10 protein-coding genes, 1 tRNA gene, 2 rRNA genes and 1 riboswitch are annotated in these 18,823 nt (G+C 47.7%); of the genes, 7 read left to right on the top strand and 6 right to left on the bottom strand.

Annotated features, from left to right (window positions below; genetic code table 11):
- Position 1: 1 nt before the first annotated feature.
- The 5 genes from L4D06_RS03640 (at position 2) to L4D06_RS03620 (ending at position 8,721) form a co-directional block, all read left to right on the top strand.
- Entirely contained in the window at positions 2-1,723 is a 1,722-nt protein-coding gene (locus L4D06_RS03640; protein WP_337992896.1) for an SLC13 family permease, read from the top strand.
- A 10-nt stretch (positions 1,724-1,733) separates the two neighbouring features.
- Positions 1,734-3,047 (top strand): flippase, encoded by a 1,314-nt coding sequence (locus L4D06_RS03635; RefSeq protein WP_274162993.1) that lies wholly within the window; start codon positions 1,734-1,736, stop codon positions 3,045-3,047.
- 116 nt (positions 3,048-3,163) lie between these two features.
- Positions 3,164-4,027, top strand: coding sequence for a UTP--glucose-1-phosphate uridylyltransferase GalU (gene galU, locus L4D06_RS03630; protein ID WP_429737908.1), 864 nt, complete (start codon positions 3,164-3,166; stop codon positions 4,025-4,027).
- A gap of 161 nt (positions 4,028-4,188) precedes the next feature.
- Positions 4,189-7,011: an excinuclease ABC subunit UvrA gene (uvrA, locus tag L4D06_RS03625; protein ID WP_274162995.1), complete on the top strand. Its 2,823-nt coding sequence runs from the start codon at positions 4,189-4,191 to the stop codon at positions 7,009-7,011.
- 51 nt (positions 7,012-7,062) lie between these two features.
- Complete coding sequence (locus tag L4D06_RS03620; protein ID WP_429737907.1) at positions 7,063-8,721, top strand: Wzy polymerase domain-containing protein; 1,659 nt, start codon at positions 7,063-7,065, stop codon at positions 8,719-8,721.
- 102 nt (positions 8,722-8,823) lie between these two features.
- Here L4D06_RS03620 and L4D06_RS03615 read toward each other — a convergent pair whose 3' ends face one another.
- Positions 8,824-9,942: a pyridoxal-phosphate-dependent aminotransferase family protein gene (locus L4D06_RS03615; protein WP_274162997.1), complete on the bottom strand. Its 1,119-nt coding sequence runs from the start codon at positions 9,940-9,942 to the stop codon at positions 8,824-8,826.
- Positions 9,943-10,158: 216 nt separating this feature from the next.
- Positions 10,159-10,335: riboswitch (Lysine riboswitch) on the top strand.
- 108 nt (positions 10,336-10,443) lie between these two features.
- On the opposite strand from L4D06_RS03615, the gene lysC reads away from it, so the two are divergent.
- A complete protein-coding gene (lysC, locus tag L4D06_RS03610) occupies positions 10,444-11,796 on the top strand; it encodes a lysine-sensitive aspartokinase 3 (RefSeq protein ID WP_429737906.1) in 1,353 nt (450 codons plus the stop codon).
- Positions 11,797-11,903: 107 nt separating this feature from the next.
- Here lysC and metH read toward each other — a convergent pair whose 3' ends face one another.
- Positions 11,904-15,578: a methionine synthase gene (metH, locus tag L4D06_RS03605; protein ID WP_429737905.1), complete on the bottom strand. Its 3,675-nt coding sequence runs from the start codon at positions 15,576-15,578 to the stop codon at positions 11,904-11,906.
- A gap of 191 nt (positions 15,579-15,769) precedes the next feature.
- Between metH and L4D06_RS03600 the strand changes: the two genes are divergently transcribed.
- Complete coding sequence (locus L4D06_RS03600; RefSeq protein ID WP_429737904.1) at positions 15,770-17,104, top strand: cation:proton antiporter; 1,335 nt, start codon at positions 15,770-15,772, stop codon at positions 17,102-17,104.
- Between the two features lie 78 nt (positions 17,105-17,182).
- On the opposite strand, the gene metA is transcribed toward L4D06_RS03600, so the two are convergent.
- The 4 genes from metA to rrf (L4D06_RS03580) all read right to left on the bottom strand — a co-directional run bounded on the left by metA (position 17,183) and on the right by rrf (L4D06_RS03580) (position 18,693).
- Entirely contained in the window at positions 17,183-18,136 is a 954-nt protein-coding gene (gene metA, locus L4D06_RS03595) for a homoserine O-succinyltransferase MetA (RefSeq protein ID WP_429737903.1), read from the bottom strand.
- A gap of 153 nt (positions 18,137-18,289) precedes the next feature.
- Positions 18,290-18,405: ribosomal RNA gene (gene rrf / locus L4D06_RS03590) — 5S ribosomal RNA — on the bottom strand.
- A 14-nt stretch (positions 18,406-18,419) separates the two neighbouring features.
- Positions 18,420-18,495 (bottom strand) — tRNA-Thr (locus tag L4D06_RS03585).
- A gap of 82 nt (positions 18,496-18,577) precedes the next feature.
- Positions 18,578-18,693 (bottom strand): 5S ribosomal RNA (gene rrf, locus L4D06_RS03580).
- Positions 18,694-18,823 lie beyond the last annotated feature (130 nt).

The following is an 18,823-nucleotide window of genomic DNA, read 5'->3' as shown; positions in this document are numbered from 1 at the left end:
AGTGAGTTGGGTGGTGGCACTACTTATATTAGGGTTACTGGTGGCACTGCTGTTCACCAGCCTTCGTCCTGCATTGGTGTTTGGAGGTGTATTCACTGCGTTATTAATCGCAGATGTTATCCCTGCTACCCAGCTATTCAATAATTTCACCAACCCAGCCCTGATCACCTTAGTGCTGCTGATACTGGTATCAGTGGTATTAGAGCGCACTGTGCTCATCAGCGTTTTGGGGCAATGGTGCACACGAGGCAGTTTGCGACGAGTCGCGCTGCAATCTACGATATCGGCGGGCTTTTTGTCTGCGGTGATCAACAACACTGCCGTGGTGTCTACCTTGATGAGGAGCATGACTCAAAGCACGCACTCAGGTAGCAAACTTCTCATTCCGCTCTCTTATGCCGCTATTTTAGGTGGCACCATGACGCTCATTGGCACATCAACCAACCTATTGGTGAATGGCTTCGCGCTGAATGCAGGTCTTGCTGGGATCCGCTTCTTTGACTTCACATTAGTGGGTGCCCCCCTATTTTTGCTAGGGATCATCGTGATCGTTTTCGTATCTCTCCCCCTGCTTCCTAGTCACAATGCCAGCACAAAAGGGGAAACACATCAGTATCTTTTAGAGTCCCGCCTCGACGCTGGCTCCTCCATGATTAATCAAAGCGTCGAAGCCAGTGGTCTTAGACACCTTGAGCGGTTATTTCTAGTAGAAATCATTCGTGGGGGCCGAGTCATTTCCCCCGTATCACCCAGTGAACTGCTACAAGCTAACGATGTACTGGTCTTTTCTGGCGATCTCGATGCCACCCCTCTGCTAACCCGATTCAATGGACTGACGCTCAATACTCAAGGTGAAAAGTTGCCATCCGACAATTTAATCGATGTGGTGGTGACCCCCAATGCCATGGTGTCGGGGAGAACCATCAAATCGCTCAACTTTCGGGTTCAATTTGGTGCTGCCGTCGTAGCAGTAAAGCGAGGTAGTCACCAACTTCGTGGAGGCTTAGGTCAGGTTCGTTTACAGGGTGGCGACCTACTCGTCCTTGCTGTCGGTGACGATTTTTATCGTCGCGGTAACCTTGCACAGAACTTTGTTTTAGTGGGGGAGCGCGAGCACGGCACCTTTCTAAGCCAGCGACAGTCCATGGCTTTTTTATTCGGTGCTGTCGCTGTTTTGATCGCAGGTTTCACCGACATACTACCATTGCATAAAGGGCTTATTTTGCTCCTTGCTGCCGCAATAGGTTTCAAGTTGATATCGGTGCATGATCTTCGCCGTCGTTTTCCCTTTGAGTTGGTTCTGGTGATTGGCTCTGCCCTTGGTTTAGCGCAAGCCATCAGTGAAACAGGGCTCGCCGATAGCATTGCATCTACCATGATGATATTGAGCCAGAATGGCGGCCCCTTTGGTGCGCTAGTCATTTTGTATTTAGCCACATGGCTCATGACCGAGCTCATCACGAACAACGCCGCAGCCGCTATTGCCTTTCCCATTGGACTGGCTATCGCAGCGCAATATAACGTTGACCCTATGCCCTTTATCATGACAGTTGCATTTGCAGCAAGTGCCAGCTTCCTTTCTCCCTTTGGTTATCAAACCAACCTTATGGTTTACACCGCAGGACGCTACCAAACAAAAGATTACTTGAAAGCGGGAGCACCGCTTTCAGTTGTCTACGGGCTTGGCGTCATCACTCTTGTTCCACTTGCATTTCCTTGGTAAGGATCGAGTCATGTTTTCCGCTCTCATAAATCGTTATCAATCCTTAGCACCTGAGCGTCGGCAGTTTTTCGTTCATGCCGCCCTCGCTGCTCTGTTTCGCGTCTTTGCCGCAGGTGCAGCCTTTCTACTTAGCGTCGTTGCTGCTCGTGTGTTGGGTGCAGAACAGTCAGGGCTATTCTTCCTTGGCTTGAGTCTCGCTATATTACTTGGAACACTCTGCTTGCTCGGCATGGATAACGCCTTGCTTCGCTTTATCGGTCAATCACATGTTAGTGGTGATAGCACTCAAACCAACCAAGTGTTCACGAATGCCTATGTCGCGGTCTTACCGACCTCAACCCTCGCAGCTATCGCGGTTTTTCTTAGCTCCCCCTGGCTCGCTGATTCCGTCTTCAACAAACCCGAAGCCACGGCTACGCTGCAGTATTTTGCTTTTGCCATTCCATTCATCAGTCTTTTCTTCCTAAATGGCTATGCGCTACAAGCGACTCGAAACGTTATTGCCTCAGTCTGCTCTATGCAGCTTGGCGTCACCGTATTAACTCTACCCGCACTTCTGTACCTCCCCCATTACCAAACGATACCCTTATCAAGCAGTGCAGCAGTTCTCTATGTTATCGCTTCTGCCATCGTCGTTATCTCAGGGCTCAGGATGTGGTTTAAGGTAGCCGACCGTAAGGTTAGCTTTGATAACCTGCGCATGCCCTCGCTTTGGCAATCGGCGCCAAATCTCTGGTTAATATCAGCAACGGGGCAAGCCATACCTTGGGCGTCGGTTGTGATCGTTGGCTATTTTGCCTCAAGCGAAGAAGTGGCATTTTTCTCTGCAGCTCAACGAACATCCATGTTGATCAGTTTTATGCTCATGGTCGTAAACTTCGTCGCAGCACCGCGTTTTTCTGCGTTGTACAATGCGGGGGAATTTGAGCAACTAAAAAGACTCGCACAACTGTCAACGCGAATGATGATTGCATTTTCATTTCCCGTATTGGCGCTTGTATTGATTTGGCCAGATGCCATCATGTCTTTATTTGGAGCTGAGTTTTCTCAATCAGGACAATTGCTCGTTATTCTCGCTATCGGTCAGACTATTAATGTCATGACCGGCTCAGTCGGTTTCTTGCTCACCATGTGTGGCCATGAGAAAGACATGAAGAATGTCACCGTATTTGCTGGAATATTCACAGTGACATTAATGCTTGTATTGACGTCTTTATGGGGAATACTCGGTGCAGCGGTTGCAGTCAGTGTTGGTGTTAGTACGCAAAACTTGCTGGCATTAAGTAAAGTTAAACAACGGCTTGGTTTTTGGCCTATTGGCTAACCAATTTTCATACCCAAGAATGCAACAAATCACCATGAGTTAGTGGTAACATTCCATCGCTCATGAAAAAATAATATGACTTACAGTTAGTTGGACGTAAATTTTAAGGATATCTGATGATTAAGAAGTGCCTATTTCCGGCTGCGGGTTACGGAACTCGATTTTTGCCTGCCACCAAATCAATGCCTAAAGAGATGATGCCTATCGTCAATAAACCATTGATTGAGTACGGTGTAGATGAAGCGATTGAAGCGGGTATTGACGGCATGTGCATTGTCACAGGCCGAGGAAAGCACAGCCTGATGGATCATTTCGATAAAAACTACGAACTTGAGCATCAAATCAAGGGCACCAACAAAGAAGCGTTGCTTGAAGATATCCGAGCTACCATCGATGCGGCATCATTTACCTATATCCGTCAAAAAGAAATGCGCGGTTTAGGGCATGCTATCCTGACAGGACGTGATTTGGTCGGTGATGAAGCTTTTGCTGTCGTTCTCGCTGATGACTTATGTGTTAACCAAGACGAAGGTGTATTGTCTCAAATGGTTGCACTCTACAAGCAGTTTCGTTGTTCAATCGTGGCTGTCGAAGAAGTGCCAGATGACGAAACACACAAATACGGTGTGATTTCAGGACAAGAGATCAAAGATGACTTGTACCGCGTTGATAACATGGTTGAGAAACCAGAGCCCGGCACCGCTCCTAGCAACCTTGCCATAATTGGTCGCTACATTCTGACCCCTGACATTTTCGACATTCTTGAAAAAACTGAACCAGGTAAGAATGGCGAAATCCAAATCACAGATGCATTGCTTCAACAAGCACAGAGCGGATGTGTTCTTGCGTACAAATTTAAAGGTGAACGCTTTGACTGTGGCAGTGTAGAAGGGTTTATTGAAGCGACCAACTACTGCTATCAAAACATCTACCTACAATCTGACGCACCAAAGCAACCTCAAAAAACAGTGAAGTGCTAGTGATCGTCTCTCATTCACTTCACGTTTAAAAGTATCAATGTAGAACCAAAGAAAGCTGTATATTTATACAGCTTTCTTCTTTTTCATTATGCAATATTGTGGGATACTTTCTTTCATCCGTTTTTCGTCAGAATCAACTCTGACTCGCAGGCAAGGTAGACATGGATACAATTGACGTCAGAGGGGCTCGCACCCATAACCTGAAAAACATTAACCTAACCATTCCTCGTGACAAGATGATTGTAATCACGGGGCTTTCTGGTTCAGGGAAATCCTCTCTCGCATTTGACACCTTGTACGCAGAAGGCCAGCGTCGATATGTAGAGTCACTGTCTGCCTATGCGCGTCAATTCTTGTCGCTGATGGAAAAGCCTGACGTCGACCACATTGATGGCCTCTCCCCTGCGATTTCTATCGAGCAAAAGTCGACCTCACACAATCCACGTTCTACTGTGGGGACGATTACCGAAATCTACGACTATTTACGACTCCTTTTCGCCCGTGTTGGTGATCCACGCTGCCCGACTCACGATGTGACGCTAGAAGCGCAGACAGTGAGCCAAATGGTCGATAAGGCGCTTGAGCTTGAAGAAGGCACCAAGCTCATGTTGCTGGCACCCATTGTGAAGGAGCGTAAAGGCGAGCACGTTAAAACACTCGAGAATTTGGTAGCCCATGGCTTTATCCGCGCACGTATCGACGGTGAAGTGTGCGACTTATCCGATCCTCCAACACTAGAACTTCACAAGAAGCACACCATCGAAGTGGTCGTTGACCGCTTTAAAGTTCGCGATGATCTGCAGCAGCGTTTGGCTGAATCTTTTGAAACAGCGCTAGAATTAACTGGCGGCACCGCCGTCGTGAGCCATATGGATGGTGACGGTGAAGATATGGTGTTCTCTGCCAACTTCGCCTGTCCACATTGTGGCTACAGCATGCAAGAGCTAGAGCCTCGGCTGTTCTCATTCAATAACCCAGCAGGCGCTTGCCCAACCTGTGACGGTCTTGGTGTTCAGCAGTATTTTGATGAAAACCGCGTCGTGCAAAACGAAGCCGTAAGTTTGGCTGGTGGAGCGATACGAGGCTGGGATCGTCGTAATTTTTACTATTTTCAAATGCTGACCTCGCTGGCAGAACATTACAAATTCGATATTGAAACGCCATGGCAAGACTTGCCTGATGCCATTCGTGATGTCGTACTCGATGGCTCGGGTAAAACCGATATCGCATTTAAATACGTCAATGATCGCGGCGACCTCACTGTACGCAAGCACCCGTTCGAAGGTATTTTGAATAACCTCAATCGTCGCTATCGTGATACCGAATCCATGGCGGTTAGAGAAGAACTGGCGAAATACATCGCCAATAAGCCTTGTTCAAGCTGCGGTGGGTCTCGTCTTCGCGAAGAAGCACGTCATGTGTTTATTGGCGATACCAACTTGCCTGCTGTGAGCGAGATGAGTATCCATGATGCCTTGACGTTTTTTGCTGATCTTTCACTGACGGGACAACGTGCTCAGATTGCCGATAAGATCATGAAAGAGATCCACGACCGACTGCACTTTTTGGTCAATGTCGGTTTAAACTACCTCAACTTATCACGCAGTGCAGACACACTCTCCGGTGGCGAAGCGCAGCGTATTCGCTTAGCGAGCCAAATTGGCGCAGGCTTAGTGGGCGTCATGTATGTATTGGACGAACCCTCAATTGGCCTCCACCAGCGCGACAATGAACGTCTATTAAGTACCCTGAACCACCTCCGTAATCTTGGCAACACCGTGCTGGTTGTTGAGCATGATGAAGACGCCATTCGCGCCGCAGACCACATCATTGATATTGGCCCAGGTGCTGGCGTTCATGGCGGCTTTGTCGTGGCGGAAGGGACATATGACGACATTATTGCCAACGAAAATTCACTGACGGGTCAATACCTCAGTGGAAAGAAAAGGATCGAGATCCCAACTCAACGCGTCCCTTATGACAAAAAACAAGTCGTAAAGTTAAAAGGAGCATCAGGCAATAACCTGAGAAGCGTCAATCTAACACTTCCTGTTGGTCTGTTTACCTGTGTCACTGGCGTGTCTGGTTCAGGCAAATCCACACTCATCAATGACACCTTTTATAAGATTGCCCACCAGCGCTTAAACGGCGCAACGACTGGCGAACCTGCGCCATTTAAAGATATCGAAGGGATTGATCACTTCGACAAAGTCATCGACATTGACCAAAGCCCGATCGGTCGTACCCCACGCTCTAACCCCGCGACGTACACCGGTATTTTCACACCAATCCGAGAGCTGTTCGCAGGGACACAAGAATCCCGCGCGCGCGGCTATAAAGTCGGACGCTTTAGTTTCAATGTTAAAGGCGGCCGTTGTGAAGCCTGCCAAGGTGATGGTGTCATCAAAGTGGAAATGCACTTCCTACCTGATGTTTACGTTCCGTGTGACGCATGTAAGGGTAAGCGATATAACCGCGAGACTTTAGAAATCCGTTACAAAGGCAAAACCATCGACGAAGTCCTAGAGATGACGGTTGAAGATGCTCGAGAGTACTTTGACGCTGTGCCAGCAATAGCCCGAAAACTCCAGACCTTAATGGATGTGGGTCTGTCTTATATCCGCCTTGGTCAAGCAGCGACAACCTTATCCGGTGGTGAAGCTCAACGTGTTAAACTGGCAAGAGAGCTGTCTAAACGCGATACAGGTAAAACATTATATATCTTGGATGAACCTACAACGGGTCTTCACTTCCATGACATTCAGCAACTGTTGAATGTATTGCATCGACTACGTGACCATGGCAATACTATCGTTGTCATCGAACATAACTTAGATGTAATCAAAACCGCGGATTGGATTGTGGATTTAGGCCCTGAAGGTGGCAGTGGCGGTGGTATGATCATTGCTGAAGGCACACCTGAACAAGTGGCAAAATCGAAAGAGTCGCACACTGCCCGTTTCTTGAAACCTTTACTCAGTTAGAATCGACGGTGAGCCGACAATCACTCATGACAGGTGCAAGATAAGTTAACCATGCCAACAACTCGATTCCAGTTTCATTGGCCATCATTGGTGGCCAAAAAACCTTTGGTGAAGCCCGTGCTGATCGCCATGGCTGCCCTGTTTCTGTTTTGTCTTCCCTTGAATCAGATCCAGCTTGTTGTTTCTGGCATTCAGCATCCATCGATCGCACTGACATTATTATCAGCTGTCGCCATTGTTTGTTTCGGTTTATGGGAAGTTGCACGGCAAAAACGGATATCCACGACATCACTGACTCGGTGGTTGTCTCTTTGCGCATTCATTGCCTTGCTGCCTGCTTTCTATCAGCATGCCGACTTGAATGCTGCGCTGTGGCACGCATCCAGCATTGTTATTGCTCTCCTATTCTTTTGCACCCTGCAGCAATTCAGTTTTAACCATCTACAACGTCAATATTTATTGTGGCTTCCATTAATGTCTGGCTGGTTGATCGCTTTGCTCTTTTTTATGCCATCACTAGTAAGCCACTTCGGTTGGCAAGATGCAGAGCAACAAGCCAATAACCTTCAACAAGATACCGCAAGTATTGTTTTGCTCACCTCACTCGCATTGTCGGCCTATTTACTTGCTAGAACACGGGTATACAAACGCAACTTAGTCCCCGTCCATGTCATCCTGCTGGCTACACCACTTATCGTCGTGCCAACACTGATGGCACTTGGGCAACCTTGGCTTGTGACAGTCGTACTGCTTATCATCATTCTGACTCAGCCTTTTCTCTATCGCTTTAGTCGCAAACTTCACCATGGCCTTTGGAACTGCGCGTTGTTGTTGGGCTTTTTGATTGCAGGCTATGCAGGGTGGCTAAGTTCTGGCGCTTTGTTCGCACCTCGCTACTCAGCACAAGAATTCAGTGCGGTAGAACAGCTGCTAGCGGTATTAAAGAGCGCACAATTTGAGGGAGTAGGACTAGGCCAGCAAGTGAGATCACAACTGCTTTTTGGTATTAGCACTCAGAATGTACTGCCCGTTCAGCCGTTTCCACCAAGCTGGTTAGCCCGACTACTTGCCGAAGGTGGCCTTGCATTTATTGTAAGTTTTAGTCTGTTTGTTATCTTGATTGTTCGCCGTTTGATGGACGCACCATGGGGTACTCGCCTTATGCTGACCGCCATCATGTTGCCATCTCTCGTCGGCATCACCTTGACGCCTTTTATCGCGGTGAATCCGACCCTCGCCTTACTGTTGATGGTGCTGCTCTATTGGGTGGACAACCTTTCCACACGCTATGAACGCACCTCGATTCGCTCTGCTATCTCAATAAAACTGCTTGGTTCTGCCACCCTCCTTGTGGCATCAACGCTGGTGCTGAGCTCTGTCTATTTAGGAGGGCAAGCGCTTCATACTTATCAAATCAACGACAAAAAACTCCGCCAATACCAAATTCACCCTTGGTGGAATGACTTCTTTCAGGAAGAGGCAGGTAAGCGCGCATTTCTTCGCAGTGTTGAACGCAGAGATAAACAAGCCCAAGAAGCATATTTGCATCAGCAAGTTCGTCGATTAACCAAAATCCCTAGTCCGGAGGGTTACCAGTCATTGATCGAGCTCGCCATGCTGACAGGCAACAAGACAATGGCAATGCATATTCAGCAAGAGGCGAATGCGCTGTTCCCCCATCGCGTGTTTCAACCAACCTTTAGCGAGTAATCACCATTGGCGTGATAAATAGCGAGCATAAAAAAACGCCTTCTTAGGCGTTTTTTTATGCTCATCTTCGTACTTGATGAAGTTATCACAGCAAAGAACTGACTAACCCAGCACATCCTTGAGTGCTTTGGCACACAGCGCAATATTCTCTTTTCTCGCGGTATGTCCCATCAAACCAATACGCCAAGCTTTGCCTGCTAAGGCGCCAAGCCCTGCACCAATTTCTAGGTTGTACTCGTTCAATAAACGACTGCGTACACTGGCATCATCAACACCATCAGGAATTGCGACCGCATTCAGTTGTGGTAGGCGATAAGGCGCTTCAACAAGAAACGCAATGCCCAACGCTTCCAGTTCTGATTTGAGCAATTCATGCATATCGTGATGGCGTTGCCATGCATTCTCTAAACCTTCCTGTTGTAACATCAACAGTGACTCGTGAAGGGCATACAAGCTGTTTACCGGCGCTGTATGGTGATAGCTTCGCTTGCCTTCTCCACTCCAGTAACCCAGCACCAAGCTCTGGTCTAAAAACCAGCTCTGTACTTTCTGCTCGCGTTTCTGCATTTTTTCGACCGCGCGAGGTGAAAAAGTAACAGGCGACAGACCAGGCACACATGACAAACATTTCTGGCTGCCAGAATAAACCGCATCCAGTTGCCATTCGTCCACCAACAAAGGGACGCCACCCAAAGAGGTCACCGCATCAACGATGGTCAGGCAATCATGCTCTTTCGCCAAAGCTGATAATGCCTTCGCATCGCTGAGTGCACCCGTAGAAGTTTCCGCATGCACAAATGCCAATACTGAGGCTTGAGGATTATCACGTAATGCTTGTTCGACTTTGGCTGGGTCAACGGGCTTGCCCCATTCATCGTCTACCATGACTGCAGTTGCGCCGCAGCGCTCAACGTTTTCTCGCATGCGATCGCCAAACACACCGTTACGGCACACGATCACAGTATCGCCCGCTTCAATCAGATTAACAAAACACGCTTCCATCCCTGCACTGCCAGGGGCAGAGACTGCTATCGTAAAGGGGTTTTCAGTTTGGAAAGCATATTGAAGTAACGCTTTGACCTCATCCATCATCCCCACAAACAAGGGGTCAAGATGCCCAATGGTTGGCTGTGATAGGGCTTGTAATACCCGCGGCGAGACGTCTGAAGGGCCCGGCCCCATCAAAGTCCGTTGTGGCGGAATAAATCTGGATATTGTCATTGTTAGTTCTCCATAAGCTTCCATTCGTAGCCTTACCCTATCACTGGATGCGTGTTTGCCAAACCCCTAAGCATGCATTATCTCTACCTCGATCATGGTCCAGTTACTCGACAAGATCGAAAAGAGCGGCAAAAGCTCGCAATCTATAATTGACAAAGTCATTACAAAACATTATCAATAGAGAGCAAATTTTATACGTTGAAATCTTCATCGTATAAACGCAGAAGAGGCGCGTCTATCAGGCAGTCTGTTTGCGGAGCCCCAACTCCTATGCAAACCGATCAGGGGATAAGACGCCGAGATAACACCTAACCTTGGGGGTTAGGGTTGTCGGTCTAGAAGGTTGAATCCTTCGGATTGTCATCTCTGATGAGATGGAGCGCTTCTGGAGAAGTCACTTTTCTTCCCTACACGCCCTCCTGCTGTTTTTTTGCATTTCAACTATTTTAAATTTCGTTATTTTTGGATAACTCCATTCGCGATTGTGGGAGAGAAAAGGAAGTGAACGCATTAAATGTCGCAAAGTTTGGCGGCACGAGTGTCGCCGATTACGCTGCTATGTCTAACAGCGCATCGGTGATCAAAAGGAATTCTGACACTCGATTGGTTGTTATTAGCGCCTGTTCAGGCGTTACTAATCTACTGGTTGAATTGGCAAATGGTGTTGCCGATGCGAAGCGTCAGCAAGAAGTGTTAGCAAAGCTTGCTGATATTCATTTCAACATTTTGGAGCAATTGCCTGAAAGCACCGAGGTCGCTCACGCCGTCAATGAAGTGCTTGATGAAGTGGCGACTTTTGCAACGGCTGCAGCAAATGCTCCTTCAGATAGCCTCACCGACAGCCTTGTTGCTTGTGGCGAATTGATGTCGACCCATATTTTTGCGCACTTACTTAATGCACAAGGCCTCGAGGCCGAACGTGTCGATGTCCGACAAATTCTGAAAACAGACAATGTCTTTGGTAAAGCGACGCCAGATTTAATTGAGACCGCTTTTCACGCACAAGGTATTCTTCGCCCGCTATGCGAAACAAAAGTCGTCGTCACTCAAGGTTTCATCGGTGCTGACAACGATGGCAACACTACGACCCTAGGACGTGGTGGTTCTGATTACAGTGCCGCCTTGCTCGCTGAAGCCGTGCAAGCTACATCCTTGGAGATCTGGACGGACGTACCGGGGATCTACAGTACGGATCCTCGCATTGCGCCCGCAGCAAAACCTATTGCTGAAATTAGCTTTAGCGAAGCGTCCGAAATGGCAAATTTTGGTGCCAAGATTTTGCACCCATCAACCCTAGTACCGGCGATGCGACACGATATCCCTGTTTTTGTCGGTTCGTCAAAAGCTCCAGACCAGGGCGGTACGTGGATTCGACATACCGCGGAACACTCTCCGCTATTTCGCGCGTTAGCCTTGCGTTGCAACCAAACCATGGTGACATTGACCAGCCTGAACATGTTCCACGCTTATGGCTTTTTAGCCGAAGTGTTCAATATTCTGGCTAAGCATAAAGTCTCTGTCGATCTCATTACGACATCGGAAGTCAGTGTTTCCTTAACCTTGGATCAAACCAATACAAAAGGGGGCGCGCCAACGCTACCTGAGGGGGCAGAGAAAGAACTCGCTAAACTGTGCAAAGTCACCGTGGAACAAGATATGTGCCTCGTCGCGCTGATCGGCAATCATATGGGTGAGTCTCGCGGTGCGGCAGCGAAGATCTTTGGATCGCTGGAGGACTATAACCTTCGCATGATTTGTTATGGTGCCAGTAGTCACAACCTGTGCTTTTTAACCAGCACCAGTGATTCGAAAGACGTGGTGAAAGCCCTTCATAAAGAGTTGTTTGAGAACTAAACCTTATCGCCTCTTTCATGTGGTAGACGATAAAGACAATAGTAGACACAGAAAAGGCGCTCAATGAGCGCCTTTTGTATCGTTCATAATAAGTTAGGTTACGAACACTAGCCCAGATTCGGCCCTAGCCATTTATCGGCTTCGATCAAATCCCATCCTTTACGATCGGCGTAGCTGTCTCGCTGATCCTCTTGGATCTGTGCAACCGCAAAGTAGCGCGATTCAGGGTGCGAGAAATACCAACCCGATACCGCAGCACCTGGCCACATTGCATAGCTTTCAGTAAGGATCATGCCAGTGTTTGCTTCTGCATCCAACAAGCTCCAAATCTTGCCTTTCTCTGTATGCTCAGGGCATGCAGGATAACCCGGTGCAGGACGAATACCTTGATACTTTTCACGGATCAGATCTTCGTTTGCCAATGCTTCATCAGGTGCATAGCCCCAAATTTCTTTACGCACGGCTTCATGCATGTACTCAGCAAATGCTTCCGCCAAACGGTCAGCAACCGCTTGAACCATAATGGCGTTGTAATCGTCGCCTTTCGCTTTGAACTGCTCTGCGATGTCGTATTCGCCAATACCACCTGTTACGGCAAATGCGCCAATCCAGTCAGCCTTACCACTCTCTTTCGGCGCAATGTAATCCGACAAGCAGTAGTTAGGACCTTTTGGCTTTTTCGTTTGCTGACGCAAGCCATTCAACACGGTGAAAACCTCAGTACGATATTCATCGGTGTAAACCTCAACATCGTCATCCACGCTATTGGCTGGGAACAAGCCACACACGCCATTGGCTTTGATCATGCCTGTGCGTTCTATGTCATCCAATATTGCATTGGCATCATCAAACAGACGCTGCGCTTCTTCACCCACCACTTCATGGCGCAAAATTGTTGGGTACTTTCCGCTAAGCGACCAGGTCATGAAAAATGGTGTCCAGTCGATATATTTGCGAATTTTCGAGACTGGGAAATCAGTAAACACATGCACTCCGGGCTTATTAGGCACGGGTGGCATGTAAGCATCCCAATCAATCGGCACTTTATTTGCACGTGCTTCTTCAAGAGTGACAGGTGGCGTACGCGGCTTCTTACGCGCATGTTGTTCACGTACGGTCACATACTCAGCCTTTGTACGCTCGACAAATGCAGGACGATGTTCGTCTGACAACAGCGCCGAACAAACACCCACTGCGCGGGATGCATTAGACACATACACCACAGGCGCGTGGTAGTTTTCTTCAATCTTAACTGCCGTGTGCGCTTTTGAGGTGGTGGCTCCACCAATCAGCAGTGGTAAATCAAAACCACGGCGTTCCATCTCTTTGGCAACGTGCACCATTTCGTCAAGCGATGGAGTGATCAGGCCACTCAAGCCAATAATGTCGACATTCTCTTCTTTGGCAACCTGCAAGATTTTGTCACAAGACACCATGACGCCAAGATCAATGATTTCGTAGTTATTACACTGCAACACCACGCCCACGATATTCTTACCAATGTCATGCACATCGCCTTTCACTGTGGCTAAGAGAATCTTACCGTTAGTTTGCCCTGCTTGTTTTTCAGCATTGATATAAGGTTCGAGGTAGGCAACCGCCTGTTTCATCACGCGTGCGGATTTCACCACCTGCGGCAAGAACATCTTACCTTCACCGAATAAATCACCCACCACGTTCATGCCTGCCATCAATGGGCCTTCAATCACTTCAAGGGGCTTACTTGCTTTCGCGCGGGCTTCTTCCGTATCTTCAACGATAAATTCGGTGATCCCTTTCACCAAGGCATGCGATAAACGCTTCTCAACGTCCCAACCGCGCCACTCTTGCGCCGTGCGATCCTCTTTAACCTCACCCGTCCCGCGGTATTTGTCTGCAATATCAAGAAGACGCTCTGTACCATCATCGCGTCGATTCAATACAACGTCTTCCACTGCCTCACGAAGTTCATCAGGAAGATCGTCATAAATCGCAAGCTGACCTGCGTTGACGATCCCCATGTCCATGCCGTTTTTAAAACAGTAATAAAGGAAAACAGCGTGAATCGCTTCACGAACAGGGTTGTTACCACGAAATGAGAATGACACATTCGACACGCCGCCCGAAACCATCGCATGTGGTAGGGTGCGTTTGATATCACCGACCGCCTCAATAAAGTCGACCGCGTAGTTGTTGTGCTCTTCAATGCCCGTCGCCACTGCAAAAATGTTCGGGTCGAAGATGATGTCTTCTGGTGGGAAGCCCACCTCATTGACTAAGATGTTATAGGCTTCGGTACAGATTTCGGTTTTACGCTCACGGGTATCCGCCTGACCCACTTCATCAAACGCCATCACGATAACCGCTGCGCCATAGCGACGAATTAACTTGGCTTGCTCAATGAATTTCTCGACTCCTTCTTTCATCGAAATCGAGTTAACGATGGGCTTGCCCTGCACACATTTCAACCCAGCTTCTAAGATTTCCCATTTTGATGAATCGACCATGATGGGAACTTTCGAGATCTCAGGCTCTGTCGCACACAAGTTGAGGAAACGCACCATGGCTGCTTCCGCATCCAACATGCCTTCATCCATGTTGATATCGATGATCTGTGCACCCGCCTCGACCTGCTGACGCGCGACTTCTAATGCTTCATCATAAAGCTCTTCTTTAATGAGGCGCTTGAAGCGGGCCGAACCCGTCACGTTAGTACGTTCACCCACATTAATGAATAAGGTGTCGGGCGCAATCGTCAATGGCTCAAGGCCAGACAAGCGACAGTACTTTGGCAAATCCGGAAGCGTTCTCGGTTTCACATTACGAGTAGCTTCCGCCATTTTTCGAATGTGTTCAGGTGTCGTACCACAACAGCCCCCCACCAGGTTTAAGAAACCACTTTGTGCCCACTCCGCGATGTGTTCAGCCATGTCTTCAGGGCTGAGGTCGTATTCACCGAATGCATTTGGTAAACCCGCATTGGGGTGAGCAGACACAGAACACTCAGAAATACGTGACAGTTCTTCAACGTATTGACGCAATTCATCAGGACCCAACGCACAGTTAAGGCCAAAGGAAATAGGTTTAACGTGTCGTAGGGAGTTATAAAAAGCTTCGGTCGTTTGACCAGACAGGGTACGACCGGATGCATCGGTGATCGTGCCTGAAATCATAACAGGCAGTTCAATACCGTCTTCGTCAAATACCGTCTCGACAGCAAAGGTACACGCTTTGGCGTTCAAGGTATCAAAAATAGTTTCGACCAAGATGATGTCTGCACCGCCAGCAATCAACGCACGCGTGGATTCAGAGTAGGCTTCAACCAATTGATCAAATGTAACGTTTCGATAGCCCGGATCATTCACATCAGGGGAAATAGAGCAGGTGCGGTTCGTTGGACCAAGTACGCCAGCAACAAAACGCGGTTTATCGGGATTTTTTGCCGTCCATTCATCAGCAACTTCGCGGGCAAGCTTTGCCGCTTCTAGATTGATTTCCGAACTAAGCGATTCCATGTCGTAGTCGGCCATGGCAATCGTGGTGGCATTAAAGGTGTTGGTCTCAAGAATGTCTGCACCCGCTTCCAGGTACTCAGCATGAATTTGTTTAATGAGCGCTGGCTGCGTCAGGACTAAAAGGTCATTGTTACCCTTTAGATCAGAATGCCAATCAGAAAAACGCTCACCACGGTAATCAGACTCATCCAGTTTGTAGTCCTGGATCATGGTGCCCATACCGCCATCAATAATGAGAATGCGCTCAGCCAACAGTTTTTTTAGTATGTCCTTACTACTCACAGCCACAAATTCCTTCTTAAATTGCTCGCTAATTGCATAGTAACATAGCTTAATTGGAAATCTAGACGTCTATTCGCTTCTCACTCTCAGCCGATCCCTGAAAACACTCGGATTTGTTGTAGTTTTCTTGCTCGCATAGATCTATATTTCGTTACAAATTTTTGGGTTCTCCTTTTTTCGCTAACATGAGGTCACCTATGACCGTCTATACAACACTGTGCTTTCTCGCAGCCGCTGCCATGGCTATTGCATTTATCAATAGCAAAATTGGTCAAATGCAAACAACCATTGCAATCACTGCTGGCGCACTGATTCTCTCTCTCGGTATCGTGATTTCAGGCCAGAACAACTGGTTTGATTTAAAAGACTTGGCCGCAGAGACTCTCAACGAAGTGCACTTTGATGACTTTTTGCTAAAAGGTGTGCTTGGATTTCTTCTGTTCGCAGGTGGTCTCGGAGTCAAACTCCCAAACTTAAAAGATCAGAAATGGGAAATCACGGTTCTTGCCCTAGGGGCAACCTTGGTCTCCACCTTCTTTATCGGCGGTGCTGCCTGGTTGTTCTTCCAGCTCATCGGGATTCAGTTTGATTTTATCTACTGCCTTCTTTTTGGCTCCTTGATTTCACCAACAGACCCCATCGCTGTTCTTGCCATCGTTAAAAAACTAGACGCGCCAAAACGTATATCGACTCAGATTGAAGGTGAATCATTATTCAATGACGGATTTGGTTTGGTCATCTTCATCACCTTATTTACGATCGCCTTCGGTACAGAAACACCAACGGCATTGGGTGTTGTTGAACTCTTCTTGCATGAAGCGATTGGCGGCATTGTTTACGGATTCTTACTTGGGCTCTTGTTCCATTATCTTATTTCAAACACCGACGACCATTCTATGGAGTTACTGCTAACCCTCGGTATTCCAACTGCTGGTTATGTATTCGCAGGCTTGATTGGCGTATCTGGTCCATTGGCCATGGTGGTTGCCGGTATCATGATTGGAAACTGGACACGCTATATTGGTTTCTCCAAGGAAAGCGAAGACCACCTCGATCATTTCTGGGAGCTGGTTGATGAGTTCCTAAATGGGGTGTTGTTCTTATTAATTGGCCTGAGTATGTTGACCTTTAGCTTCCACAAAGAAGATTGGATCATCATGGCTTTCGCTGTGCCTTTGGTGCTTCTCGCGCGTTATTTGAGTGTTCGCCTTTGCTATGTTGGTTTTAACCGCTATCGCGATTACAACCCGTTCGCCGTGCGAATTCTTACTTGGGGGGGGCTGCGTGGTGGCTTGGCCATTGCGATGGCAATGGCGGTACCCGCAGGCTATATGGTCTTGCCGGAGAAAGATATCGATGTACGAGAGATCATTCTTGTCATGACTTACGCCGTGGTCGTGTTCTCAATTCTCGTGCAGGGCTCGACGATAACGAAAATGATTGAGAAAGCGAAAGTGGCCGAAAGGGACATGGCAATTAAGCCGCGCGTGCCAACACAAAATGAACATGCCGTAGAGAAGAAGGTGGAATAACCGTTCTCTTCAAGCTCCAAAATAGACACGAAAAAGCCTGCTTTAAGCAGGCTTTTTTTGGATCGTTGGATTGGTAATTTACGCGTCTTCGTCTTTGGTGAATGCGTCTTCTGAGAAGTGATCCAGGTCGAATGGTGTTTGCTGGTAAACACAGTAGTTCAACCAATTGGAAAACAACATGTAGCCATGGCTGCGCCAGCTCACATACGGGTCTTTTGATGGATCGTCATCAGGGTAATAATTCACAGGAATAGGTGGCTCCATTCCTTCCCCCACGTCTCGTACATATTCATTATGTAAGGTCAGTGGATCGTACTCTGGATGACCCGTGACAAACACGTTACGCTTATCCTTTGTCGCCGCCAAATACGTTCCTGCCGTTGACGATGTCGCCAAAATATCAAGATCCGTGTGTTCAGCAAGAAAGTCTGGAGAGAAATCTGCATAACGAGAGTGTGGCGCTAAGAATGCATCATCAAAGCCACGAAGGATCGGGTTATGGCTGTGTTCTTTATTGGTATTGTGCCAATACACACCAGACAGTTTTTCTTTTCGGGTTTTCTTTGGCAAGTCGTACAGTAACTTCAATCCCGCTTGAGCTGCCCAGCAGACATACAAGGTCGACGTCACATGGTCTTTAGCCCACGTCATAATATCTTGTAGGTGATCCCAATAAATAACATCTTCAAATTGAACAAGACCTAGCGGTGCACCTGTTACGATTAACCCATCGAAGTTACGCTCTCTGATCATCTGAAATTGACGATAGAAGGTATCAAGGTGCTCCGTTGGTGTGTTTTTGCTTGGCCTGTCATCTATCCGTAGAAGCTCTACATCAATTTGAAGTGGACTGTTTGATAACAAACGCATGAACTGCGTTTCAGTCTCAATCTTCTTTGGCATGAGATTGAGTAGCAAAACTTTAAGAGGACGAATGCTTTGGTTTGCAGCGCGAGTTTCAGGCATCACGAAGATGTTTTCCTGACGCAATGTACTGGCCGCGGGCAGTTGATCAGGAATTTTAATGGGCATCTTAAAGCACTCCCTTCTTAAGATGTATAGACGTCTAGAATTCCATTAACCCTATATCATCCGAAACATCTCTTCAAGACTATTTATGAGAATTGAATTTGGCGTGCATATACGAAAAAACCCGCAGCGTTTCCGCTACGGGTTTGAAGAGGTATCTGGCAGTGACCTACTCTCACATGGGGAGACCCCACACTACCATCGGCGCAGCAACGTTTCACTTCTGAGTTCGGCATGGGATCAGGTGGTACCATTACGCTATGGCTGCCAGAAAAATTTTTAAAGCTGGTGCTGATACCCAGATTCGAACTGGGGACCTCACCCTTACCAAGGGTGCACTCTACCAACTGAGCTATATCAGCGAATTTTTCTTCAACAAAGTCTTACTGAATACTGCTTTGTTATATAACCCGTCTATTGAAAATAGACAGATTCGAATTTGAAGCCTGGCGATGTCCTACTCTCACATGGGGAGACCCCACACTACCATCGGCGCTGTTACGTTTCACTACTGAGTTCGGCATGGAGTCAGGTGGGTCCATAACGCTATGGTCGCCAAGCAAATTTTGTTGTGTTTCCCGCCTAAGCGAAAAACGAAAATCTGGGAAAATGTCTGACTAGCTTCTCTTACACATTCAATGTTCTTACTTTGAGTCCGCTAAAACCCCTTGGGTGTTGTATGGTTAAGCC

Origin of the sequence: Enterovibrio makurazakiensis (assembly GCF_050336585.1) — a bacterium.
GTDB lineage: Bacteria > Pseudomonadota > Gammaproteobacteria > Enterobacterales > Vibrionaceae > Enterovibrio > Enterovibrio gelatinilyticus.
Note: the sequence above shows the minus strand (reverse complement) of the source record. Positions and strands in the feature narration are given on the sequence as shown.